Source organism: uncultured Pelagimonas sp. (genome assembly GCF_947498515.1).
Lineage (GTDB): Bacteria > Pseudomonadota > Alphaproteobacteria > Rhodobacterales > Rhodobacteraceae > Pelagimonas.
Genome location: NZ_CANMKO010000002.1, coordinates 332,956 through 356,408, shown reverse-complemented (window position 1 = coordinate 356,408; position 23,453 = coordinate 332,956). Strand labels below are relative to the sequence as shown.

Annotated in this window: 21 protein-coding genes; 13 read left to right on the top strand and 8 right to left on the bottom strand. The window is 56.4% G+C overall.

Annotated features, from left to right (window positions below):
- Positions 1-21 precede the first annotated feature (21 nt).
- Positions 22-1,320, bottom strand: a complete 1,299-nt coding sequence (locus tag Q1A43_RS05175) for an MFS transporter (RefSeq protein WP_299924968.1) — start codon at positions 1,318-1,320, stop codon at positions 22-24.
- 490 nt (positions 1,321-1,810) lie between these two features.
- Here Q1A43_RS05175 and Q1A43_RS05170 point away from each other — a divergent pair, with 490 nt between their 5' ends.
- From Q1A43_RS05170 to bioB, 8 genes are all read left to right on the top strand, one after another.
- On the top strand, positions 1,811-2,500 hold the full coding sequence (locus Q1A43_RS05170; RefSeq protein ID WP_299933197.1) for a precorrin-6A/cobalt-precorrin-6A reductase: 690 nt from the start codon (positions 1,811-1,813) through the stop codon (positions 2,498-2,500).
- A complete protein-coding gene (locus Q1A43_RS05165) occupies positions 2,482-3,123 on the top strand; it encodes a DNA-3-methyladenine glycosylase 2 family protein (protein WP_299933195.1) in 642 nt (213 codons plus the stop codon). The genes Q1A43_RS05170 and Q1A43_RS05165 overlap by 19 nt, the downstream gene beginning before the upstream one ends.
- Entirely contained in the window at positions 3,120-3,785 is a 666-nt protein-coding gene (locus Q1A43_RS05160; protein ID WP_299933193.1) for an alpha/beta fold hydrolase, read from the top strand. The genes Q1A43_RS05165 and Q1A43_RS05160 overlap by 4 nt, the downstream gene beginning before the upstream one ends.
- Before the next feature lie 189 nt (positions 3,786-3,974).
- Complete coding sequence (locus Q1A43_RS05155) at positions 3,975-5,516, top strand: hypothetical protein (RefSeq protein ID WP_299933191.1); 1,542 nt, start codon at positions 3,975-3,977, stop codon at positions 5,514-5,516.
- Between the two features lie 186 nt (positions 5,517-5,702).
- Positions 5,703-6,287 carry an HNH endonuclease gene (locus Q1A43_RS05150; protein ID WP_299924954.1) on the top strand — a complete coding sequence of 195 codons (585 nt, stop codon included), beginning with the start codon at positions 5,703-5,705 and terminating at the stop codon, positions 6,285-6,287.
- A 54-nt stretch (positions 6,288-6,341) separates the two neighbouring features.
- Positions 6,342-6,941 carry a GntR family transcriptional regulator gene (locus Q1A43_RS05145; RefSeq protein WP_299924951.1) on the top strand — a complete coding sequence of 200 codons (600 nt, stop codon included), beginning with the start codon at positions 6,342-6,344 and terminating at the stop codon, positions 6,939-6,941.
- 157 nt (positions 6,942-7,098) lie between these two features.
- Positions 7,099-7,662, top strand: coding sequence for a biotin transporter BioY (locus tag Q1A43_RS05140; RefSeq protein ID WP_299933189.1), 564 nt, complete (start codon positions 7,099-7,101; stop codon positions 7,660-7,662).
- The gene (bioB, locus tag Q1A43_RS05135; protein ID WP_299933187.1) at positions 7,655-8,611 is read left to right on the top strand and encodes a biotin synthase BioB; all 957 of its coding nucleotides are present in this window, start codon (positions 7,655-7,657) and stop codon (positions 8,609-8,611) included. Before Q1A43_RS05140 ends, bioB begins: the two co-directional genes overlap by 8 nt.
- A gap of 28 nt (positions 8,612-8,639) precedes the next feature.
- Here the strand turns inward: bioB and Q1A43_RS05130 are convergent, their stop codons facing one another.
- Both Q1A43_RS05130 and Q1A43_RS05125 read right to left on the bottom strand, forming a co-directional pair.
- The gene (locus Q1A43_RS05130; RefSeq protein ID WP_299933185.1) at positions 8,640-9,311 is read right to left on the bottom strand and encodes a cupin domain-containing protein; all 672 of its coding nucleotides are present in this window, start codon (positions 9,309-9,311) and stop codon (positions 8,640-8,642) included.
- Positions 9,312-9,315: 4 nt separating this feature from the next.
- A complete protein-coding gene (locus Q1A43_RS05125; RefSeq protein ID WP_299933184.1) occupies positions 9,316-9,942 on the bottom strand; it encodes a glutathione S-transferase in 627 nt (208 codons plus the stop codon).
- 99 nt (positions 9,943-10,041) lie between these two features.
- On the opposite strand from Q1A43_RS05125, the gene Q1A43_RS05120 reads away from it, so the two are divergent.
- Positions 10,042-10,560: a TetR/AcrR family transcriptional regulator gene (locus tag Q1A43_RS05120; RefSeq protein ID WP_299933182.1), complete on the top strand. Its 519-nt coding sequence runs from the start codon at positions 10,042-10,044 to the stop codon at positions 10,558-10,560.
- A 132-nt stretch (positions 10,561-10,692) separates the two neighbouring features.
- On the opposite strand, the gene Q1A43_RS05115 is transcribed toward Q1A43_RS05120, so the two are convergent.
- Positions 10,693-12,360, bottom strand: a complete 1,668-nt coding sequence (locus Q1A43_RS05115) for a U32 family peptidase C-terminal domain-containing protein (RefSeq protein ID WP_299933181.1) — start codon at positions 12,358-12,360, stop codon at positions 10,693-10,695.
- A 156-nt stretch (positions 12,361-12,516) separates the two neighbouring features.
- Here Q1A43_RS05115 and Q1A43_RS05110 point away from each other — a divergent pair, with 156 nt between their 5' ends.
- Complete coding sequence (locus Q1A43_RS05110; RefSeq protein WP_299933179.1) at positions 12,517-14,124, top strand: tryptophan halogenase family protein; 1,608 nt, start codon at positions 12,517-12,519, stop codon at positions 14,122-14,124.
- Positions 14,125-14,245: 121 nt separating this feature from the next.
- On the opposite strand, the gene Q1A43_RS05105 is transcribed toward Q1A43_RS05110, so the two are convergent.
- The 4 genes from Q1A43_RS05105 to Q1A43_RS05090 all read right to left on the bottom strand — a co-directional run bounded on the left by Q1A43_RS05105 (position 14,246) and on the right by Q1A43_RS05090 (position 17,563).
- Positions 14,246-14,752, bottom strand: coding sequence for a polymer-forming cytoskeletal protein (locus Q1A43_RS05105; protein WP_299924929.1), 507 nt, complete (start codon positions 14,750-14,752; stop codon positions 14,246-14,248).
- Complete coding sequence (locus tag Q1A43_RS05100; RefSeq protein ID WP_299924926.1) at positions 14,742-16,052, bottom strand: M23 family metallopeptidase; 1,311 nt, start codon at positions 16,050-16,052, stop codon at positions 14,742-14,744. Before Q1A43_RS05100 ends, Q1A43_RS05105 begins: the two co-directional genes overlap by 11 nt.
- 161 nt (positions 16,053-16,213) lie before the next feature.
- On the bottom strand, positions 16,214-17,044 hold the full coding sequence (locus Q1A43_RS05095; RefSeq protein WP_299924923.1) for a ferritin-like domain-containing protein: 831 nt from the start codon (positions 17,042-17,044) through the stop codon (positions 16,214-16,216).
- Positions 17,045-17,089: 45 nt separating this feature from the next.
- Positions 17,090-17,563 (bottom strand): peroxiredoxin, encoded by a 474-nt coding sequence (locus Q1A43_RS05090; protein WP_299933177.1) that lies wholly within the window; start codon positions 17,561-17,563, stop codon positions 17,090-17,092.
- Between the two features lie 94 nt (positions 17,564-17,657).
- On the opposite strand from Q1A43_RS05090, the gene Q1A43_RS05085 reads away from it, so the two are divergent.
- The 3 genes from Q1A43_RS05085 (at position 17,658) to Q1A43_RS05075 (ending at position 23,399) form a co-directional block, all read left to right on the top strand.
- Positions 17,658-20,945, top strand: coding sequence for an AsmA-like C-terminal region-containing protein (locus tag Q1A43_RS05085; RefSeq protein WP_299933175.1), 3,288 nt, complete (start codon positions 17,658-17,660; stop codon positions 20,943-20,945).
- 17 nt (positions 20,946-20,962) lie between these two features.
- Entirely contained in the window at positions 20,963-22,021 is a 1,059-nt protein-coding gene (gene queA, locus Q1A43_RS05080) for a tRNA preQ1(34) S-adenosylmethionine ribosyltransferase-isomerase QueA (protein WP_299933173.1), read from the top strand.
- 112 nt (positions 22,022-22,133) lie between these two features.
- Positions 22,134-23,399 carry an MFS transporter gene (locus tag Q1A43_RS05075; RefSeq protein WP_299924909.1) on the top strand — a complete coding sequence of 422 codons (1,266 nt, stop codon included), beginning with the start codon at positions 22,134-22,136 and terminating at the stop codon, positions 23,397-23,399.
- The last annotated feature ends 54 nt before the right edge of the window (positions 23,400-23,453 follow it).

Below are 23,453 nucleotides of genomic sequence, written 5' to 3'. Positions count from 1 at the left end.
CAAAATGCCCGGCCTTTTGTTTTAGGTTTCCGAGAGGCTCTTGGGCCGCAGCACCAACCAGATCAGCGCCGCACCGGCAAGAGCGAGGAAGGGGACCATGGCGACGTTCACCGCCATCCAGCCATCCTGAGCCGAGCCACCGGAGCAGTTCATCAAACCACCTGAGCTAAGCGAGGCAAAGGTCACGCCGCCAAAGACGATGAAGTCGTTCATGCCCTGCAAACGGCCACGTTCCTCGGGGGTATGAGACCCGGCCAACATGGCGGTTGCGCCAATAAAGCCAAAGTTCCAACCGATCCCGAGAAGGATGAGCGCGACAAAGAAGTTTTCAAGCGCCACACCCTGAAGGGCCACAAAGCCCGCGCCCGCCAGAATGACCAATCCGGTCGCGATGACCTTTTCACTGCCAAAGCGGGCGATCAGGTGACCGGTAAAGAAGCTTGGCACATACATCGCCAAGACGTGGGCGGTGACCACATAACCAGCGATAAAGGTGAATTTCTCGCGCAGGGTGCCTTCGGGCAGCAGGTTGGTGATGTAGTCGGGGATTTCGGTTTCCCCGGTCAGGCCACAGCCGACCACAGCCAAAGGCGTGGAGGTCATGACAAGGTTCATCAGGGCGTAAGACACCATGGCGGCGATGATAGCCACGGCGATGCGCGGGGTGCGCAGCATTTCCATACGCGTGCGCCCTTGGGGGGCGTCAGCGTCTGGTTTTGGGGGCTTGGGAATGTCGAGAAAGAAGAACAGCATCGCGCCAAGCGCGTTGATGATCGCGACGGTCAGATAGGTGCCGAAGAACGGGATCGGGCCAAAGGCGAGCGAGGAAAAGTTCCCCAACTGCGGGCCAATGACTGCCGCCATGAGGCCACCGGCCATAACATAGGAAATCGCCTTGGGTCGGTATTCATCTGAGGCCGTGTCCGCAGCGGCAAAGCGGTAGAAGCCTTGGGCCGACATGTAGACGCCTGTGACGAGGCTCCCCATCAGGAAGATTGCAAAGTTGCCTTGATAGAGGCCAAAGGCCGAGATCGCGGCCCCGAGTGCGCCCATAAATGCCCCGAGAAGGAAACCCGCGCGGCGACCATGGCTTTGCATGAAGTTGGAAACCGGCGTCGCGGCGAGCATTGAACCAAGCACGATCAGAGAGATCGGCAGGGTCGCAAAGCAGGGGTTGGGGGCCAATTGCTGACCTGCCAGACCGCCGACGGTAAAGATCATCGGCATTTGCGAGCCCAAAATGGCCTGAGCCAGAACGAGCACGGTTACATTGCGGCGGGCGCGGGAGTCATCGGCTTGGGGCGAGGAAGAATGAGTCATGCGCGAATGGGTAAGGGGCTGTGACGTATATCACAAGAGGTGAATGTATGTTTCAGCGCGATGTGATGGCTTGGCTGTGGAAGGGGCCGAACATAAGACGCACCAAGGCGGGTATTGGGCGCAGGTTATCGCAGTTAAAAGGAATGCTACCGCATTCATAATTTACGTGTTCAGGAGAGGTGATGGTAAAATCAGGCTGAGGTGGGGAGGAGCGTATAGCAGGGCTTCAAGGTTCACCAAAACAAAGACGCATTGTGTCGGTTCCACCCCTTGATTGCTCTGGCCCTGACAGGACCAAACCCCCAAGCCAAGCAAAATAGCCGTTTCCCCAAGGGGCCCCTCGGCGATTTGGCGTGTCTTGGCGCTTTGATCCTACCTGATCGGGCAGAGGCAAGAGGTGGCTCCGATACAAAGCTTGTAGGTCTGGCGGATGTTTCGTGCGGAGTGTTTCGGGGCTTGGGTTTCCGGTTTGGCGTGGGTAACTAGGGGCATGGGATCGGTTTTCATTATTGGTGGGTCGTCAGAGGCTTGGGACTTGGCGCGAACTATGCCGGAGGCGGTTGTATGGTTGCCTGAGGTTGAACGTGTGCCGCGCGAATGGCCGTGTCCGGTTGTGACCGGCGCACTGCGGCCCCAAAACGGATGTGACATGGTTATTGTTGCCCCGCATCCCTGTGATCAGCGGGCGGCGCGCCTTGGCCATCGGGCAGGGCACCAGATTGGGGCCCGCGTTCTTCAGGTCAGACGCCCGGTTTGGAGTGCGCAACGTGGGGATCGTTGGGTTGCTTTGAGCAAAGAGGCGGACGCCGCGCAGGTTATAAAGCCGGGCGCGCGGGTCTTGACCACGCTTGGGCGTGGGGGATTGCCGAACCTTAGGACGTTGAACGCTTTTGTGATTGCGCGGCGTCTTCGCCCCGATAGCGGCGCGTTTCCGTTGAAATATGGGCGGTTTATCGATGCCCGTGGGCCGTTTGAGGTGGCGCAGGAAATGCGGTTTTTACGCAAGGAACGGATTGATTGGCTGCTTTTGCGCAACGCAGGTGGACCCGGTGGAGCGCCGAAACTTGAGGCGGCACGCCGTCTTGGGGTTCGGGTGGCCTTGGTCGCGCGTGAACCTTGGCCCGGTGGCCCATGTGTTGGAACGGTAGGGGAGGCAATGGAATGGCTGGAGCGGAAATAGGGCGTATCATCACCTCGGATGCTTGTGTGGCCGAAGGGGCGGCGTGGTTGGCACAACACGAACCGCGTTTTGCCAAGGCGCTTGAGGCGACGGGGCCTTTGCCATTGCGGTTGCGAGACGATGGGTTTGCCCAGTTGCTAAGCGCGATTGTGAGCCAACAGGTGAGTGTCGCCTCGGCGCGTGCGATCTGGTCACGGTTGGAAACTGCGGGGATGGTGACGCCCGACGTTGTGGCCGGGCAAAGCGAAGAGTCCCTGCGTGCGCTGGGCCTATCTCGGCAAAAGGCAACCTATGCCTTGGCTTTGGCCGAGGCAGGGATTGATTTTCACGCCCTGCGCGAGATGCCCGATGCGGACATTGTCAAAACCTTGGTTGCCGTCAAGGGGATCGGGGTTTGGACGGCTGAGATCTATTGCATGTTCTCCCTCGGGCGGGCGGATGTCTTTGCCCCCGGTGATTTGGCCCTTCAGGAGGCGGCGCGCGTCTTGTTTGAACTGCCCGAGCGCCCCAAGGAACGCGAGCTTCGCCAAATGGCACAAGACTGGAGCCCATGGAGAGCGGTTGCGGCCCGCACGCTCTTTGCCTACTACCATGTCGCAAAGGATCGAGAGGGCATCACATGACACGCGTACTCAAGGCAGGCCGCAAGGCACCGGTTTCAGGCGAGACACGGTCTTGCGTTGTTTTTCTACATGGCTATGGGGCCAATGGGGCCGACCTGTTGGGTCTTGCTGATCCGCTGGGCGAACATCTTCCTGATACGTTGTTTGTCGCCCCGGATGCGCCAGAGGATTGTGCCGGGTCACCCATGGGCTACCAGTGGTTCCCGATCCCGTGGATTGATGGATCCTCCGAAGAGGAAAGCATGGAGGGCATGGACCGCGCGGTTCAGGACTTAAACGCCTTTCTGGATGCTTTGATGGTAGACGAAGATTTGTTGCCCGAACAGGTGGCGATCTTTGGCTTTAGCCAGGGGACAATGATGGCGCTGCATGTGGCCCCGCGCCGCGAAGACCCGGTGTCCGGTGTTGTCGCCTTTTCTGGCCGCTTGCTCCAGCCCGAGCTTTTGACCGATGAGGTGGTGAGCAAAATGCCGATCCTTTTGGTGCATGGCGATCAAGATGACGTGGTGCCGGTGCAATCGCTCCCCGAGGCGGCCGAAGGCTTGCAAAACGCCGGGTTCAAAGAGGTCTTTGCCCATATCCAAGAAGGCACCGCCCATGGCATTGCCCAAGATGGATTGTCAGTCTCCTTGGCGTTTTTGCGGGATAAATGCGGGTTCTAAAACCGCTGGGAAATTGATTGAACGGGAACGTCGTACCAAAGGGTGCGGCGTTTCTTTTTGTTCTGATTTCGGGAACGAAGTCGGAGTTTTTACCCTTTTGTTTTTGAACGGGAAACAAAAGACAAGCGCGCTTGACGCCATGTGGCGTCGGGTGAATAGTGCGCCGAGCTTTAAATTATAGGTGGTGTTATGACGGTCGCGCTGTTGGGTCTTTTGGCCATTGGCATGTTGGCATTGATGGTCGGGGATAGTGACGACAGCTCCAGCTCTGATGACACGGATGCGGGGCCGGACGATGGTGCCATTTCTCCAAGTGCAGATGCTGAGGTGGTCGAGGGCACGTCCTCCAACGACCTTATGGACGCTTTGAATTTTGAGCGTGTTACCCTTGAGGGCAGAGACGGGGATGACACGTTGGTAAGCGGGGTCTTTGCCGATAGTGCCGATTTACGAGGCGGAGCGGGCGACGATCTGATCACAACGGCGGCCTCCAATACCGCGCTGCGCGGAGGAGAGGGCGATGATACGCTGGAGGGAGGCTTTAACGCTTACTTGTCGGGTGGGGACGGCAACGATAGCCTGTCTGCGGATGAGCAGAGTGTTCTTTTGGGTGATGCAGGTGATGATGCCTTACAGGCCCGCGAGGGGTCCTATTTATACGGTGGCGACGGCGATGACACGCTCGAGGCATCCGATCCATTTAATGCGCTGGGCGATCTGACGCCGATCAACCTGGAGGGCGGTTCGGGGGCGGATACCTATCGCATCGTGGTGTCCCCTGATGAAACAGAAGGGAGCGAGGCCCTTCCTGCCTATTTGATTTCAGATTTTGACCTTGCCAGCGATGAACTCAGGATCGCGGCGACTGATGGCAGCGATCTTCGCTTCCTTATCGTCGATGCGCCGTCGTCAGAGGGCAGTGTTGTCAATGTATATCAGCGACTTGGGGTAACTCCCATTGCGACGATAGGTTTGGCCGGCGTGGACGCTGCTGATATTAACGACGGCGATTCAGACGAATTCCTTCGATTTGGTCAGACCGAAGGCGGTGATCTGATAATTCGCGCCACTCCGGCGCTTGAGGGAACAACTGGCGCAGATCAAATTGATGTTGCGGGCGAACCATGGGTCACAACCGGCGAAGGAAATGACACGGTAGCGGTGCTTACTGACACGGCAAGCTATGTTGACCTTGGTTCTGGGGATGATGTCTTTTCAGCGAACGGCGAGGCCACGGTTCTAGCGGGTGATGGCGAAGACACAATTAATGTGGGCCCCGGTGCGGTTGTGGAAGAGAGCGACGGGGCGGACGATATTTTTCTCGACCTGTCCGATGCGGCCAACTCGACGTTGGTTTCGGAGATTGATTTCGGAGATGACACGGACAGCCTGGAGATCACCCTGCCCACATCCGGTGGGCCGGTCGTTGCCCTTACCCTTCATGAGGGGACCGGTGGGTCCAACGGATATGATGACCATTCCATGATATTGGTTCAGATCGAGGACGGGTACAGCGGAGCGATTGACGACACTCTGATGCAGGGGATTGCAGATGAAGCATTCCATGGCGATCCTGTTGAGGGTCTTCCAGCGTATCGTACCATTGCCGAGATCGATTTGGGTGCACGCTATTACGACGATTTCACATACACTTGGGGCGCCGGTTTGAACGAGGTTGTTGATATTACCTATGACGGTGTGTTGGCCGGGACGTACCTAGAGGATGTTTAGCGCCAAAGGGGCAACTGGGCCTTCTGTCACGCCACTGTCACCAAAGCCTGCAAAATTGCCGCCACCTACTCTATCTAGCGGGGGTTGTCAGAGTTCAAACGCGAGATATAGTGGTTTCAGAGGTTGGGGCGGTGTTCCCGCCCCGGTCGCTAGCGGTTAAGTGACAGGGCGAGGAAAGAGTCCCAAATGGACGGTAATTTCAGAACTGATTTTGTGAGAGAGGCGGGTGCGCTTAAGCAGCATCCGGCGCTTGTGTTAAATGCGGATTACCGACCGCTGTCTTATTACCCACTTAGCCTTTGGCCTTGGCAAGATGCGGTAAAGGCGGCGTTTTTAGACAGGGTCGACATCGTCGCCGAATATGACGAGGTGGTCCGAAGCCCCAGTATGACGCTAAAAATACCGAGCGTCGTCGTCCTTAAAGATTTTGTTCAACCTAGAAAGCGCGTGGCCTTCACGCGCTTTAATCTTTTCTTGCGGGATGAATTTCGGTGCCAGTACTGCGGCACCAAGGCAGATTTGACCTTTGACCATGTGATCCCGCGCGCCGCTGGTGGGATAACGTCTTGGGAAAACGTTGTCGCGGCCTGTTCGCCCTGCAACCTCAAAAAGGGCTCGCGAAGCCTGCGTCAGACCGGCATGGCTTTGCGCAAACCACCACGTCAACCAACGGCGCCGGAATTGTTGAACATGGGGCGGCGTTTCCCGCCAAATCATCTTCACGACAGCTGGGTCGACTTTTTGTATTGGGACGCAGAATTGCAGGCGTAAGGGCCGCTCCCTAACGGCTTGCGGTTGGTGGCGCTGGGCGTTTAGGTTGCCGCTATGGCCGAGACCCCACTATCCCATCAGATTGCCCAAACATTGGCAGAAGAGATCATTCGCTCTGATTATCAGCCCGGTGACAGGCTGGCGCAGGATCATATTGCCAAACGGTTTGAGTGTTCGCATGTGCCCGTCCGCGAGGCGTTGGGCCAATTGGTCACGATGGAGCTTGCCGAGGCGGTGCCGCGCCGGGGTGTGCGGGTTGTGCGGCTTAGCCAAGACGACATCCGGGATATTCGCGACATGCGATTGGCGCTAGAGCCGTTTGCCGTGTCTTTGGCGGCCAAAAAGGTGACGCCAGAGCATTTGGCCAAGATCGAAGAATTGCGGATCGCCTGTGATCGCGCCCAAGACGCCGTGTCATGGGAGCGCGCTAATCGCGACTTTCACTTGGCGATTCTCCGTCCCTGTGGTCGCAAGCGTCTTTTGAAAACCGCCGAAAATCTACAAAATCTGTCCGCGTGGCATTTCCATGTAAAATGGAGTAGGGGCTGGCGTCGCAAAAGTGACCCTGACCATTTGGCGATTGTTTTGGCGCTGAAAAAAGCAGACGGAGCAACCGCTTCTGCGGTTCTTAAGCGGCATTTGTCACGCGGCTAAAGCGCAGCCTATCAAAAAAAACGGTATATTTAGGTTCATGCATGTTTGCGTAAACCTGCCCATTGGGCAGGAAAACTGCTTGCGTCTGAATTCAAAATATCAATAAAAAATCACTATGAGGTTAATCACTCTGAAATTATCTATAAAAGGAATACCCATGCAAATCGCACTCCAACGCTCACCCTTGCTGACGCGCACGCTCCTCTTGGTGGCTGCGGTGGCGCTCTTGACGCTTTCTGCGAAAATCAACGTGCCGTTTTATCCGGTGCCAATGACCCTACAGGTCGTAGTTGTCTTGTTGATGGGGGCGGTCGGTGGCGCTGCTTTTGGTGTTCAAGCGGTTGGGGCCTATTTGGTCGCTGGGGCCGCCGGAATGCCGGTTTTTGCGGGAACACCGGAAAAAGGCCTTGGTCTGGCCTATATGGCCGGTCCAACCGGTGGGTATTTGATCGGATTCCTGGTCGCTGCGCTTTTGGTAGGGTGGGCCGCTGATCGCTTTGGCAAGGTCGGAATGACCCTTGCGTTGCCGGCCTGTTTGATCGCGATCTATGTCTTGGGGGCCGCTTGGTTGGCGCAGTTTGTACCGGCTGACAAAGTGCTCGCCTTTGGGGTGACCCCCTTTGTGTTGGGCGATGTTGTCAAGATGGTCTTGGCTGGTGTCATAGCTTGGGCCGCGCCCCGCAAAGTGACGGCCTTTATCAAAGGGACCCACGATGTTTGACCTTGATCAGCCGTCTGTGACCCAATCGGCGGATCAAGCGGAGGCGCTGCTCAAAGCGCCTCTGCTCGACCTGTTGCACAAAGCCGCTGAGGTGCATCGCAAGCATCACGACGTGACAGACATCCAAAAAGCCAGCCTTCTAAGCATTAAAACCGGTGGCTGTCCCGAGGATTGCGCCTATTGCCCACAATCGGCGCATCACAAAGAGGTCGGCCTGCAAAAAGAGCATTTTTTGGACCCATCCGCGGTGGTTGCCCTGGCGCAAAAGGCCAAACATGCCGGGGCAGAGCGGTTTTGCATGGGGGCGGCGTGGCGCAAGGTGCGGGACGGGGCCGAGTTTGATGCGGTGCTTGAAATGGTGCGTGGTGTTCGCGCCTTGGATATGGAAGCCTGTGTCACGCTCGGCATGTTGCAGCGTCATCAAGCCCAAGCCTTGGCCGAGGCCGGACTAAGCGCCTATAACCACAACCTAGATACCGGACCGGAGTTTTATGGTGAAATCATCGGCACCCGCACCTATCGTGATCGGTTGGACACGCTGGACCATGTCCGTGCCGCCGGGATTTCGATTTGTTGCGGTGGGATCATTGGCATGGGCGAAACCATCCGAGACCGGGCCGAAATGCTGGCGGTTTTGGCCAATTTCGACCCGGCCCCGGAAAGCGTTCCGATCAATGCGCTGATCCCGGTCAAGGGCACGCCCTTGGCGCATCTGCCGCGCGTCCGTGCCCCCGAAATCATCCGCATGGTGGCCACCGCACGCATTCTGATGCCCAAGGCCCGCGTGCGCCTGTCGGCGGGGCGCGACGGGTTCACGGTCGCAGATCAGATTTTGTGTTTCATGGCCGGGGCCAATTCGATCTTTTATGGCGACGCTTTGTTGACCGCGCCCAATAGCGCGATGTCCCTCGACAAAGAGCTATTCGAAACGCTCGCCGCGCTAGATTAAGGCAAGGCCCCATTGTGGGGCCTTGCCATTATACAACAGGCGCTAGTGGCGGGGTTTTCAAGTGGTCCCGTTTGATCCAAACCTTGGCCCCCTCGGGTCCAGCTAGCGCGGTGGCACGGGCCCCATAAGGAAGCCGCAGCCAACTTTGCGGAGCAAACTCTTCGTCGTTTTCAACAAAGCTGCCGGAGAGCACCAAGACTTCCATTCCGGCATGGGCGCTTAGGTCCACCTCGGCACCGGCGTCCCAAACTTCCATCACCACATCTTCGTGTTCATCTTGAAACAGCGGCAAGGTTTTCACCCCATCCGCGGTCGAAAGATATCGCGCCTTGTTGGTGTCGATGCGGACATGTGTGCGATCAGCAAGGTCAAACTGCCAAAGCTTTACAAAGATCGTACAGCCCGGCGCAGTGGCAGGGGTGTGGGACGATTGCGGCGGGTTGCGAATATAGCTTCCGGTTGGGAAATCGCCGTGTTCATCCTGAAAGACGCCGTCCAGAACCAAGAACTCCTCACCACCAGTGTGGACATGCGGAGAGAACGTGCTCCCCGGTGCAAAGCGCACGATGGTTGTAGCCCGCGCGACCTCTTCGCCAATCCTATCCAACATGCGCCGCTCAACCCCCGCCATCGGCGACGCAACCCAAGGTGTGTCGGCATGAACCGAAACCCGTTCGTCAAAGTTTACATTCACATTCATAGGTTTACCCCAATGCGGCCACGGATGGGCGTTGTGCCATCCGGTCTTGCCATGCCAACAGGCTAGCATAGTCTTGTGGCACGTCGATCTTGGCAAATCCGGCAAAGGCCAAACCGGCAAAGGTGGTGATGTCGGCAACGCTAAATGCCTCACCCGCGACCCAAGGCTGTTGCGCAAGTACGCCGTCCAAATATTGCATCCCCTTGAGGGCCGCGTCCTTTTGATGGCTGCCCCATTCGGCGCATTGATACCCTTCGATCTCGGCCCCAAGGCCCGGTGTGGCATGGTGAAAATAGGTGGCAACGGCGTCCAAAAGCCCGGCTTCGGCGCGACGCTGCATCATGGCAATCTGCGCGCGCTCTTTGGCGGTTGTGCCGGTCAGGGTCGGGGCGCTGTCCAAATGGTCAAGGTATTCGGTGATGGCGGAACATTCGGAAATGCATGTCCCATCCTCAAGTTCCAACACAGGCACCGCAGCAAAGGGGTTTTTGGCCCGAAAGGCATCTGTCTGATGTTCGCCTTCGGGGACGTTGACCTGAATAAACTCGGCACGATCCAAAAGACCCTTTTCGGCCAATGCAATGCGAATGCGAGCGGGGTTAGGAAACCCCTGTGTTTCGTAAATCTTCATGTTGGCTCCGTTTGTCTATCTAGTGATAGATAGAATGCTTAGCGTTGCGTTCATCACCGGTCAAGCCTATCTAGTGATAGGTCGCAAAAGCGTGAGAACATGATGGACACCAAAGAGCAAATCCTAGACCACGCGGAGCGCGCCATGCGGTTGCGCGGCTATCACGCCGTTAGCTTTCGGGATTTAGCGGACGAGCTGGGGATCAAATCGGCAAGCATTCATTACCATTTTCGCCACAAACATGATTTGGGAGCCGCGGTGGTCGAGCGCTATAGTGGTAAGGTGGCCGCGACTTTGGGATCGCAAGGCGCGTTGAAACGTCCCAAGGCCGTTGCCAAATTCTGTGATGTCTATGTGACCGCGCTGAAAGGGCAGGGGCTGCAATGCCTGTGTAGTATGTTGTCAGCAGAAAGCCGAGGTTTGCCCGAGAGCGTTGCCACCCCAGTCGCCGGTTTCTTTCAGTCCAATCTCAGCTGGCTACAAGCGTCTGGTTTGTCAGAACAACAAGCTCTGCAAATTCAAGCCACGCTCCAAGGCGCGATGAGCATGGCTGTTGCCCTCAACCAAACGGATATCCTTGAAAGCTTGGTCCAGGAGATCAAAACAACCTACGCCTAACGCCGTTGGTTTCTTCTTTCGTCAAATATCCCGGAGTGAATTGCCGCGCGCGGCAAGAGGGGCTGGGCCCTCATGCCTTCTCCAAATTCGCCCAACCTAACGGCGGAGCGCCCAAAAGGGTTTCAAAGCTTTTTACGCCGGTTTGGGGAGCTTGAATTCACTCGCTTCGGCCCGGCTCAGCTGTTCGCCCTGTTTGCGTTTTAACAACATGTCGCGGGCTTTGGCGTATTGGTCGTCCTGCCAAAAGATCAAACAGCCGTTGCACCCCTTGCCACAACACCCCTCAACCCCAAGGCGGTTGGTTTTGAAGCGTCGATCCGTGGCTCCTTCGCCAATTTCCTCGACCAAGGTGTCGCGGCGTTTTTCATAAGCGGCGTCGTCGCGTTTGCCCTTCATTTCAAGCCCTTGGGTGAGCTTGTCAAAGCGAATGCGGGCCCATTGCTCTTCGGTCAAAGGGCGCTCTTTGCGCATCACTGAATAGACCGGGAAACGGGCCTTGAGATCGTCAAGATCCTCGTGATCAAACAGCGCAAAGGGGATGCGGATCACAGTTTTGGACCCACCGTGAACGACATCAAGTTTCTTTCCGTCTTTGGCTTGTTCAAAGTCATACATGCGCAACAAAACCGTTTCGCGCGCGATGGGTGAGACGAATTCCAATACCTCACCAGCGTCGAGTTTGTTTTTAACCTCAACCAAAAACGCATCTTCGGTGACATCAGTCACAACCCCGGCATATTCCCATTGGGCAATGGCGGCGGTGTGTTCGTAATCGTGGGAATAGTTGGTCAAACGCCCCTCATGAAAGGCGAGTGTATAGCCGCGATTCCCAACCGATTCCAATTCACGCATATAGGGTTTTGGGTCCCAATTTTCGGGGTCGGCATAGTAATCATCAATGGCCATGCGATAGGCGCGTGCGACGACGGCGGCGTAATATTCGGACTTACCACGCCCTTCGACCTTGAGACTATCCACACCGATTTTCAGGTATTCATCGAGTTTCGGCATGATGCAAAGATCACGGGAATTGAGGATATAGGAACCGCGATCATCCTCTTCGATCGGCATCAAGTCACCGGGGCGACAGCCCTCTTCGAGCAGAAATTCAAACAGGTCGGCATTGTCTTCGGTGATCTTGATCTCTTCGCGCGTACCATCCTTGAGGCGCAGCTTGAGGCTATAGTTCCAGCGGCAGGAATTGGCGCAATTGCCTTGGTTCGATCCACGTTCCGCCATGAAGTTCGAAAGCAAGCAGCGACCTGAATAGGTCATGCACATCGCCCCATGCACAAAGGCTTCGAGTTTGATATCCGGACATTTTTCGCGAATTTCCACCAGCTCCGGATAAGAAACTTCGCGCGCCAGAACCACAAGCTCCGCGCCTTGGGCTTTCCAGAAATCCACCGACAACCAAGAACAGATATTGGCCTGAGTCGAGATATGCAGCGGCAATTCCGGGGCGCGGGTTTTGACATATTGGAACACGCCGGGATCGGCGATGATCAAACCGTCGGGTTTCACCTTGCGCACGGTGTCGATGTATTCATCGAGCTTTGGAATGTCTTTGTTATGACTAAACAGGTTGAGCGTCAGATAGGCGCGTCGACCATGGTCATGGCAGAATTGAACCCCCTCGATGACCTCATCGAGGCTGAACTCAGACTTGGTGCGCAGGGACATATCTGGCGTGCCAAGGTAAACGGCATCCGCCCCGTATAGAATGGCCATCTTGAGCTTGCGCAGGTTGCCCGCTGGCATCAGGAGTTCGGAGCGATGAGTCGTTAGATCAAAGGTCATTGGGCATTACCGCAGTGCTAAGGAAGGCGTCGTTCTACGGGATATTGCGCCGGATGTGAACAAAGAAGCGTTGCGGCAATTGGTGCCGCACAGTGAATTCCTCCCCAAAACCCTAAAGTTGGTTTACCTTAGGTAAGCATGTAGGAGGGGGACGACATGGCCAAACCAATCACATCTATCACGATCGTTGGGGGCGGCACCGCGGGCTGGTTGGCGGCGGTGTTTTTGCGAACCAAAATTGCCAAGAAAATCAAAGTCACGCTGATCGAAAGCCCCAATGTCCCCACCGTTGGTGTCGGTGAGGCAACCGTGCCAAATATGCCTGCCACGCTGCGTGAACTTGGGATCGAGGACCGCGATTTTTTCAAGCGCTGCAATGCCTCTATCAAAATGGGGGTGATGTTTCGGAACTGGAACGTCGATCATCGCGGCGATTTCATCAGCTATATGAATCCGTTCATCACCCCGCCAATGATCGACCGTATGGAGGCAGGTTACTTTTTCCATGCGTTTGGGGCGGGCAAACGCGATTTTATTCAAAGCTTTTCACCTTTAATGGATTTGTTGCAGGCGGGGAAATGTCCGCTGTCCTTTGGCGGTAAAGATGATCCCATGCCGCGTGTCGGATATGCCTATCATCTCGACGCGGGTAAATTTGCCGGGATGTTAGCCGAAATCGGCAATGACCGTGGCGTTGAACACATTTTGGATGATGTCCAAGATGTTGAGCTGGATGATCGTGGTTACGTGGCGGCGCTACAGTTGCAAGAGCATGGTCGTCATGAGGTGGAATTTGTCATTGATTGCACCGGGTTCCAGGGGCTGATTTCGCAAAAAGCATTGGGCGAACCCTTTGAAAGTTACAGCGACTATTTGGCCAATGATCGGGCCTTGGCGTTGCAAATTCCACACCCGGATCCGTTGCGTTTGCCAGCGGCAACCAGTTCAACAGCCCTAGGAGCGGGGTGGAGTTGGTCCGTTCCATTGTTTAATCGGATCGGGACGGGCTATGTGTTTTCAAGTGCCCATCGCAGCGATGACGCAGCGCGAGACGAGTTTATGCGCCATCTCGGTGACACAGCCCCAAAAGGAGCGGAGCCGCGCGTTATTCCTATGCGGGTGGGCCGGACGCGCCGGGCGTGGGTAAAGAATTGCCTGTCTCTTGGTCTTTCTGGTGGGTTCATAGAGCCTTTGGAAAGCACTGCGATCCATATGATTGATATGGGGCTGCGCTGGCTGCTGCTGTACTTTCCATCGCAAGACGCTGATGACGCAACGCGCGATCGCTATAATCGAACCGTCGACGCGATGTACAACGAAGTGCGCGATTTCATCTGTTTGCACTACCGTCTCGGCAATCGGACGGATGACCCATATTGGATCGATGCGCGCAGGGAATTAAAGCTACCGGATAGATTGGCGGAAAACCTTGAGCTTTGGAAACACCGGTTGCCCAGCCCATTGGATCTGCCGACGCAATTCCTGTTTACCCACCATACGTTTCAGGCGGTGTTGCTTGGCAAGCAAGTGTACCGAAACGGCTACGGCGACGGGACCTTTAGCAGACCCTATGTCATGAACGAAAAGAACTGGCGTGAGTTTCTTCGCAAGTCTGCGGCCCACACGCGGGCAACGGTAGCTTACAAAGCGGATCACCGTCAGATGTTATTGGCATTGCGCGGAGAGATGGGCAAAGGCGCGAACGTCGCAACCAAGCTCGGCGAGGTCGAGGGGGCGCTAAAGCAGGAGCATGCGCTCTTCTGACGGAGCGGGCGCGTGCGCGGAGTGCGTTGCCCAAAAAGGAAAGCGATTTGTTCGGTTTAAATGTGAAACGGGCACCGCGATTGCTCGGGTGCCCGTTTGAATTTGAGATCGTAGAAAAGGCTTAGCCTTCGACAGGGGCCTTGGCCGCTGCTGCCGCTGCTGCGCGGGCTTTGCCGCCGTTTAGCGGATCGTCCTGACGTTGAACCGAGCCTTCGAAATGGGCACCGGATTCGATTGCGATTGTCTTGTGGATGATATCCCCTTCGACACGCGCGGTGGCGGTCAGGCGGACCTTGAGACCACGAACACGACCAACGATACGACCATTGATGACCACATCATCGGCAATCACTTCGCCTTTGATGGTGGCGCTTTCGCCAATGGTGAGCAGGTGGGCGCGAATATCACCTTCCACTGTGCCTTCGACTTGAATGTCACCGGTTGTCTTGATGTTGCCGGTGATGTGCAGGTCTGGGCTCAGGGTTGAGGCCGGTGGTTTGGCCTTGGGGGCAGAGGGTTTGAAATCGCCTGCCGGTGGGCGCGGTGCATCCGGTGTGGCGGGCTTGGCCGCGGCGGGTGCATCTTCGGGTTTTTGGCCCGGTTCATTGATTTTGCTTTTAGAAAACATCGTTTGCAGCCTTGATATAGATCATCGGGTTGACGGGTTTGCCGCCGACGCGGACTTCGTAGTGCAAATGGGTCCCGGTCGACCGTCCAGTATTCCCCATATCACCAACACGCTGCCCGCGCGAGACCCTTTGGCCTACCTTAACACGAATTTTTGACATATGTGCGTAACGGGTTTCGATGCCGAACTCGTGCTGGATCTTGACCAGACGGCCATAACCCGACGACCAACCGGCGTGAATGACCACACCATCAGCGGTTGAATAGATCGGCGTGCCATGTGGCGCGGCAAAGTCGGTTCCGGCGTGCAAGCGACCCCAGCGATAGCCAAAGCCCGAGGTAAAGCGGAACTTATCCTTGAGTGGGCTGGCAAAGGGGGCCTTTTCGGCGGCGATACGGTAAAGGTTCAGACGGTCCATCTGACCCAAAATGGAATTGGCGCGGTTGGTGTCTTCGGTCGGCTCAGAGCCGCGGGTGGTAAAGCTCAGCGGGGTGAGCGGGCCACCTTGACCGGAATAACCTTTGCGGACTTGGCGCAGGATGGTGTCGGGGTTCATGCCTGCGGCTTTGAACATTTTGTCGAGCGGTTTGACCGAAACGGTCATCGCTTCTTCGAGCTGGCGGAAGATGCGGTCGTTTTTGTCTTCCATCGACTCGATCTCGGCCTGCATCTCTGCGGCCCGGATCAAGGCGTCTTGGGCATCGGCAACAACCTGATCGCGTTCGGCGGCGGTTGCGGCCAACGCATCGGACAAAATGTTGAGGGTGCTATCAGAGCCAACCGATGCGGAAGCGACGGTTTCGCCACCTTCGATCTGTTCTTCAAGAGCGGCGAGGCGGTCACCAACCAGTTCACGCTCTTTCATAGTGTTGCGGAGGGTTTCCTGGATCACGTCAATCCCGGTTTCCAATTCGCGACGGCGGGTTTCGCTATCCAGCAGTTCGGACTGCATCACCGAAATCTGGCGCAACGCGGCGTTAAACCGGTTCTGCGCGGCCACGGCCTCGGAGGCGCGTGTATCTCGTTCGGACGACAGGGCGTTCAAACGTTGTTGATAGGTGATTTGTTCGCGACGTGCTTGTTCGCGGAAATTGCCGGACCCGATTGAATCCATCAGCAAGATTGCTGTGGCGATAATCGTCCAAGACACAACCCCAGCCGCGCCTAGAAACGCAACCGCCTGTGTGCCGGATTTCAACCGGATAAAGCGTGTATCATTATCCGAACGCAGGAATAACCGGCGCTCTGGAAAAAAGCGCTCAAGAAGCGCATGTGTCTTTATTGCCAGACGTGTTCTCACGCGACTGTCCTTATGTCACCCGTCCCAATGTAGCGCGCGGTTGTCCCCCTCCGTCGCCACCGCAAAAGCCTTAGCGGGGCGTTACGCATTCCGCAAGAATTTTAGGCGAGTGATTCGGAGACATGAGCGACCTGTGGCCTAAATGGCAAAAATCCGCCGATTCAACGGGTTCTTGGCGGCTGTTGATCCGCAAGAGGCCAATAGAAATCCGGCGGAATGCCAGCATCGGCGCGCTTTTCCTCGTTAAACGGAGGTTTCAAGGCCCCGTGGAAATATTTCCGAACAAGAGTGTGAAAGGTGTCTTTCGGGTCATGGTTGTGGCGACCGCAGAGAAAGTGGAACCATTTGCTGCCATAGGCAACATGGCCAACCTCTTCGCCGTAAATAATCTCAAGGGATTTCACCGCATTATCGGCCTTGGCGCGGCGGAAAATCTCGATCATGCCGGGGGTGACATCAAGGCCACGGGCCTCGAGCACCATTGGGACCACGGCCAAACGGCCCATGAAATCGTCCTTGGTATCCTCGGCGGCGCGCCACATGCCTGCGTGTGCTGGAAGCGCGCCATAAAAGCTATCCAGTTCTTTAAGACAATCGCAGATCAGATTGAAATGCTTGGATTCTTCGTCAGCGGATTTGACCCAATCGTCATAAAACCCAAGCGGCATCTCCGTATCCGCAAAGCGCGGAATGATGTCCCAGTGCAAATCCACTGCGTTCAGCTCAATATGGGCAACTGCATGCAACAAAGCGATGCGGCCCTGTGGGCTTCCGGGTTTGCGTTTGGGAACGTCGCGTGGGTCCAAAAGCTCGGGCTTAGCCGGGCGGGACGGGCGCAGGGGCGGATCGGCCCGGCCAACCTCCAATGGCGTCCCGGCGTCGCGCGCCGCAAACCATTGTGCCGCGTAGTCGCGGGATTTCGCGGTTTTTTCAAAACCATCGGCGGTGGTCAATACGTCCACCGCCATCTCGGAAAGGGTCATTTTAGCCATTTACGCGGTCTGCCATGGCGTGGGACATTTGCCAAGTGTGCTCAGCTACCCAGCGGTTAGGTCTTTGACGGCCTGCAAAACCTCTGCGGCGTGCTCTTTGACTTTGACCTTGCGCCATTCCCGGACGATCTGGCCATCGCCATCAATTAGAAATGTGGCGCGTTGAATGCCCATGAACACCTTGCCGTACATTTTCTTTTCGACCCAAACGCCAAAATCCTCACAGGCTGTGCTGTGCTCATCGGACAAAAGGGGCACGGCCAGCGCCTTTTTGCTGATAAACTTTTCGTGGCTTTCCATACTGTCCTTGGAGATGCCAAAAACCGAGCAATTCAATGCCTGATACTCTGGATAGAGCGCTGTAAAATCAAGGTTTTCTGTTGTGCATCCCGGCGTGTTGTCACGCGGATAAAAGAACAAAACAGCCGGGTTTCCGCGCAGATCGGCCGATGACACATCTTCCCCAGTGCTTGATGGCAGCGAAAATTCCGGGGCGGGCGTCAAAACTGTGTCAGACATACGTGTCTCCTGTTGGTGAATGCTTTATGCTGGCGCTAGGACCAGTTCGTTAACAAGAATAGTCCTGTGGGACCGGGCAGCAAGTAGGCATGAGTTGAGCGACACCGAAATCCAGAAAACGCCGCGCAGCCGTCGTCGCAAAGGCGGGCTGATCGCGATGCTGGCCCTGTTCGTCGTGTTGATCGCGGCGGGTGTCGGCGCGGTTTTGATGGTTGGCCGCCCGGTCGATGCACCGCCGTGGTTGCGCGACAAGATCGAAGAGCGCATTGCCGAAACGGTGCCCGGCATTGATATCGATTTTGGCAAAATGAGTTTGCTCGTTCAGCGCAGCGGCTTGGCGCGGGTGATCCTTTGGGATGTGTCGATCCAGAATAAACAGGGCGGCCAGATCGCAGCGCTCTCTGATATCGAAGCTGGCTTGTCACCCGCCGCCTTGTTGCGCGGTCAGCTGGTGTTGAAAGAGGCGCAGGTATCCGGTGCTTTTGTGACCTTGCAGCGCGACGAACAAGGACGGCTTGGTTTGGCGCTTGGCGATGCTTTTGCCGAAAACACCGATATGCCAGATGTGACCGAGATTTTACGCCAGATTGATCAGGCCATGTTGGATCCACGTTTGGTTGAGCTTAACCTGTTTGAGGCTGACGCCCTGACGCTACGCTTTGAAGACAAGCGGGCCCGCAAGGGTTGGACGGCCGATGGCGGGCGTATCCGACTGTCGCGCAAGGACGGTGAATTGCAACTGTCCGGTGACGTTGCGCTTTTGGGCGGCGGCGATGGTGTGGCAACCATTTCGCTTAACGCAGATAGCGAGATTGGCGATACATCGCTTAACTTCGGCGTGTCCTTTGACGATCTCGGATCGCGCGACATTGCCACACAAAGCCCGGCACTTGCATGGCTAGAAGAGCTTGATGCGCCGATTTCGGGAGCCTTAAGATCCCGAATGCGTCAAGACGGGTCGTTGGGCCTATTGAACGCGACTTTGCAGATCGGCAAAGGGGTTTTGCAACCAAACCGGGCGACCAAAGCGGTGCCTTTTGACGGCGCGCGGACGTATTTTACCTATGATCCGGAAACTGCCCTTTTGTCTTTTGATGAAATTTCGGTGTCGTCATCGCTTGGGCACATCGCTGCCGAGGGCACGGCCCAGCTTCAGGGTTTGGACCTTGGCTGGCCCAAAGCGTTGATTGGCCAGTTCCGTTTGTCTGATATCAAACTTGCCAAGGGGACTCTCTTTGAGCGGGCCTTGGATGTTTCGGGCGCGGAAACGGCGTTTAAAATGCAGTTGAACCCGTTTCAGGTGTCTTTGGGAAATATCCGGGTTACCGACCCTAATTTCCCACTGCAAGCGCGGGGCGAGTTGATAGCGCGAAGCGATGGCTGGGCTGTTTCATTGGATGCAACCGCCGAAGAAACCCAACCGGATCAGGTGTTGTCCTTTTGGCCAGCCAGTTTCAAACCGAAACCGCGCAAATGGGTCGCTGACAATGTTCGGGCCGGGGTTCTAAGCGACGCGACCTTTGCGCTCCGGGCGGAGCCGGGCGAAAAGCCGGAAACCTATTTGGATTTTCGCTTTGCGCAGGGCGAAGTCACCGTGAACCGCGCCTTGCCGCCGGTCAAACAGGGGGTGGGGCGGATGACGATGTATGCCAACCGCCTAAGCCTGCGGCTGGAAGCCGGGCAAATGACCCCCAAACAAGGTGGCGTCATTGATTTGGCCGGATCAGAATTTGTCATTCCAGATATGAAGCAGAAACCGGCAACTGGTCAGCTGAAGTTGGCGGGGCAAAGCAGTGTCGAAGCAGGATTGTCGCTTCTTGACAATGAGCGCTGGCAGGTCATGCGCAAAATCAATCGGCCGGTGGATTTGGCCTCAGGTCGGGTGGTGTTCAAAGGGCGCGTTGAACTTCCACTGGTCAAAGGCACCAAGCTTCCTGATGTGAAAATGGCGCTGAGCGGACAGGTGCGCGATGTCAGCACCGCGAAATTGGTGCCCGGACATACCTTAACCGCCGATGTGTTGGACTTGTCGGTTTCCAACGATCAAGTTTCACTTGAGGGGCCGGTATCCTTATCTGGTGTGCCTGCCAAAGGTCGGTGGCAGCAATCGCTAACGGGTGGGCCAGGGGAGGTTGTTGCCGATGTGACGATCTCTCCGAAAACCATGGGAATTTTGGGTGTGGCCCTGCCGGATGGTATGATCAACGGCTCGGGAACCGGCCAATTCTCATTGGCATTGGTCAAAGGGCAAGTGCCTGAGTTTACACTATCCTCAAATCTAAGCGGCATCGGTTTGGCCATTCCTCCGCTTGGGTGGCGGTTGTCGCAAAACGCAACAGGTCGATTTGACGTGTCGGGAACCTTTGCCAAGCCCATGACGATAGACCGGCTAGATTTAAAGGCGGGTGGGCTTGATGCATCCGGTAGCATTGTTCTGACCCCCGAAGGAGGCTTTCGGCAAATGTCGCTTGCTTCGCTCACGATTGGGTCGTGGCTAGATGTGGCTGGGGTGATGAAATCACGCGGTCCGGGCAAGGTGCCCGCGATAGAAGTCACATCAGGATCAGTTGACTTGCGACAGGCAACGTTTGGAGGGGGGGGCAGCAGCGGAGGCGGCGGTGGTGGCGCCGCATCCCAAGGTGGGCCGATGGCAGTTACGCTTGAACGATTGCGGGTCACAGACACCATCACAATGCAAAAGTTTCGCGGAAATTTTGATATGTCCCAAGGGCTTGAGGGCCGGTTTGACGCCAGTCTTGGCAAGCGCGCCGATATTCAAGGCCGGGTTATTCCCCAAAATGGGCGCAGCGCCTTTCGGATCACCGGTGAGGATGCAGGAGATATCCTGCGTGACACGGGCTATCTCAAAACCGTGTCCGATGGCACGTTTCGACTTGACCTAGCCCCGGTCAAAGGCACCACCGGAAGCTATGACGGCAAGCTCGACATCGAAGGAACCCGCCTGCGCGATGCTCCGGCGATTGGAGCCTTGCTAGACGCGATCAGTATTGTCGGCCTTCTGGATCAGCTCAACGGACCGGGGATTTTCTTTGCCAATGTCGAAGCCGATTTCCGCCTAACCCCCGACAATGTGGTGTTGAAACAAGCCAGCGCGGTTGGCCCGTCGATGGGGATTTCGATGGATGGGTTTTACGATCTGGGATCGGGGCGCATGGATATGCAGGGCGTGTTATCCCCGATTTATTTCGTCAACGGCATCGGTCGGATTATCGCGCGCAAGGGCGAAGGGCTGATTGGCTTCAACTTCAATCTCAACGGATCGGTTGACAATCCGCGCGTGGCGGTTAATCCGCTGTCGGTCTTAACGCCCGGAATGTTCCGGGATATCTTTCGCCGCCCACCGCCCAAGGTGTCGCAATAATATCAGCGAGTTGCGCTATGCAGTTGAGTGATTTTGATTTCGATCTTCCAGAAGAGTTGATCGCCACACGGCCCGCCCGGCCGCGATCTTCGGCGCGTCTTTTGGTGGCGGATGGCGCCTCGATCCACGATCAGGTGGTGACCGATCTGGTTAACTGGCTACGGCCGGGGGACCGGTTGGTGCTAAATGACACGCGGGTGATCCCGGCGCGGCTAAGCGGTATTCGCCGCCGGACAAGCGCACAGGGCGAAACCGAAGCCAAGATCGAAGTGACCCTTCTAGAACCCCGCGCCGACGGCACATGGGCGGCTTTGGTCAAGCCGTTGAAAAAGATCAAAGAGGGCGAAGAGGTTCGCTTTTCCGATGAGTTGACCGCGAGTTTAGAAAGCAAGGAAGACGGGCAGGGGCATTTACGGTTCAACCTAAGTGGTGACGATTTTGATGCCGCGTTGAATGTGGCGGGCGCGATGCCCTTGCCGCCCTATATCGCCGCAAAACGCCCGGCCGATGCACAAGACCATGATGATTATCAAACGGTATGGGCCCGCAACACCGGTGCCGTAGCCGCGCCAACGGCATCGCTGCATTTCGATGATGCGTTGCTGGCACTATTGCGGGCTAAAGGCGTCGAATTTTCTCATGTGACGCTGCATGTCGGGGCAGGGACGTTCCTTCCGGTCAAGGTTGATGACATCACCACCCACAAAATGCATGGCGAATGGGGGCAGGTGTCTCAGGCGGTTGTGGATGAGATCACCGCGACCAAAGCCGCCGGGGGGCGGGTCATTCCGGTGGGCACAACCGCTCTGCGATTGATCGAAACCGCCGCACAAGATGGCGAACTCAAAGCTTATGAAGGTGTGACCGACATTTTCATCTATCCCGGTTTTGAATTCCACGTCGCCGACGCGTTGATGACCAATTTCCACCTGCCGAAATCCACTTTGATGATGCTGGTCGCCGCCTTGGTTGGGCACGATCGTATTCTCGACATCTATGATCATGCCATCGCCGCGAAATACCGCTTTTTCAGTTATGGCGACGCCTCACTTTTGATCCCGCCGCCTCGCAAATAGGCGGGACCTGTCCCAAAGACGACATTTTCACAAAACATGTCGTTTGTGGCACAGTCGAATCCGGATCAACGCCCTAGCGGTCGGGGTCTGTTTTCGAACCGGTGAGGGTGCCATGCTGGACGTGTTGAAGAATTCTTGGGCTTTGTTGTTGGGCATGTTGCTCTTGATGCTGGGCAATGGCCTGCAAGGGTCGTTGCTTGGGGTGCGTGGACCCGAGGCGGGGTTTTCGACCGGCATGATGTCGATTGTGATGTCGGGGTATTTCGCCGGTTTCTTAATTGCCAGCCGCGTGACGCCGGGCATGATCCGCCGGGTCGGCCATGTGCGGGTGTTTGCGGCGCTTGGGTCATTGGTCTCGGCGGTGTTGATCTTGTTTCCCGCCGTTGTCGATCCCTTTGCTTGGACGGCGGGGCGGGTAATCATCGGGTTTTGCTTTTGCGGTGTCTATGTGACTGCGGAAAGCTGGCTGAACGACAGTGCCAGCAATGAAACCCGTGGTCAGACGCTTTCGGCCTATATGATTGTCCAAATGGCCGGGGTTATCGCCGCGCAGGGGCTTTTGTTGGTGCCTGATGAAAGCGGTTTCTTGCTGTTCGTGATCCCATCGGTTCTCGTTAGTGTGGCATTTGCGCCGATTTTGCTGTCGATTTCACCTACACCTGCTTTTGAATCGACCAAGCCAATGACGCTTCGTGAACTCTATGGCTACTCGCCACTTGGGGTGGTTGGCATGTACTTGTTGGGTGGCGTCTTCGCCGCTCAATTCGGGATGGCCGCGGTTTACGCCGCCGAAGCGGGCCTGTCCTTGGCGCAAATTTCGCTCTTTATCGCGTCTTTCTATATTGGCGCGCTGGTGCTGCAATATCCGATTGGCTGGATGTCCGACCGGATGGACCGGAGGTTGTTGATCTTTGCTAGCGCCGCCATCGGGGCCGTGGCGGCTTTGATTGCCATGATGTTTGGAAGTTCGTTTGGCATTCTATTGGCGGCGGCATTTGCGATTGGCGGGTCTGCTAACCCTTTGTACTCATTATTGATTGCCCACGCAAACGACCATTTGGACTCCTCTGACATGGCCAGCGCATCAGCGGGGTTGCTATTTGTGAACGGGCTTGGGGCCATCGCTGGACCACTGGTGATTGGTTGGGCCATGGCGATGGTCGGACCTCCGGGGTTCTTTCTCTTGATCCTCGTTTTGCTCACCTTGATGTCTTGCTACGCGTTGTTCCGAATGACGCAACGCGACGCCATTTCCGTCGAAGACACCGGTCTTTATACCGCTCTGTCCCCTGCCGCGACGCCCATCGCGGTCGAGGTGGCACAGGAATACGCCATCGAAGTTGCGGAAGAGTTGGACGATGAGGCCGCTGGCGACTGAAATCGCGTAAGTTGTGTTAGAAACTGACAGAATTCGTGACTTGGGTTGAAGATT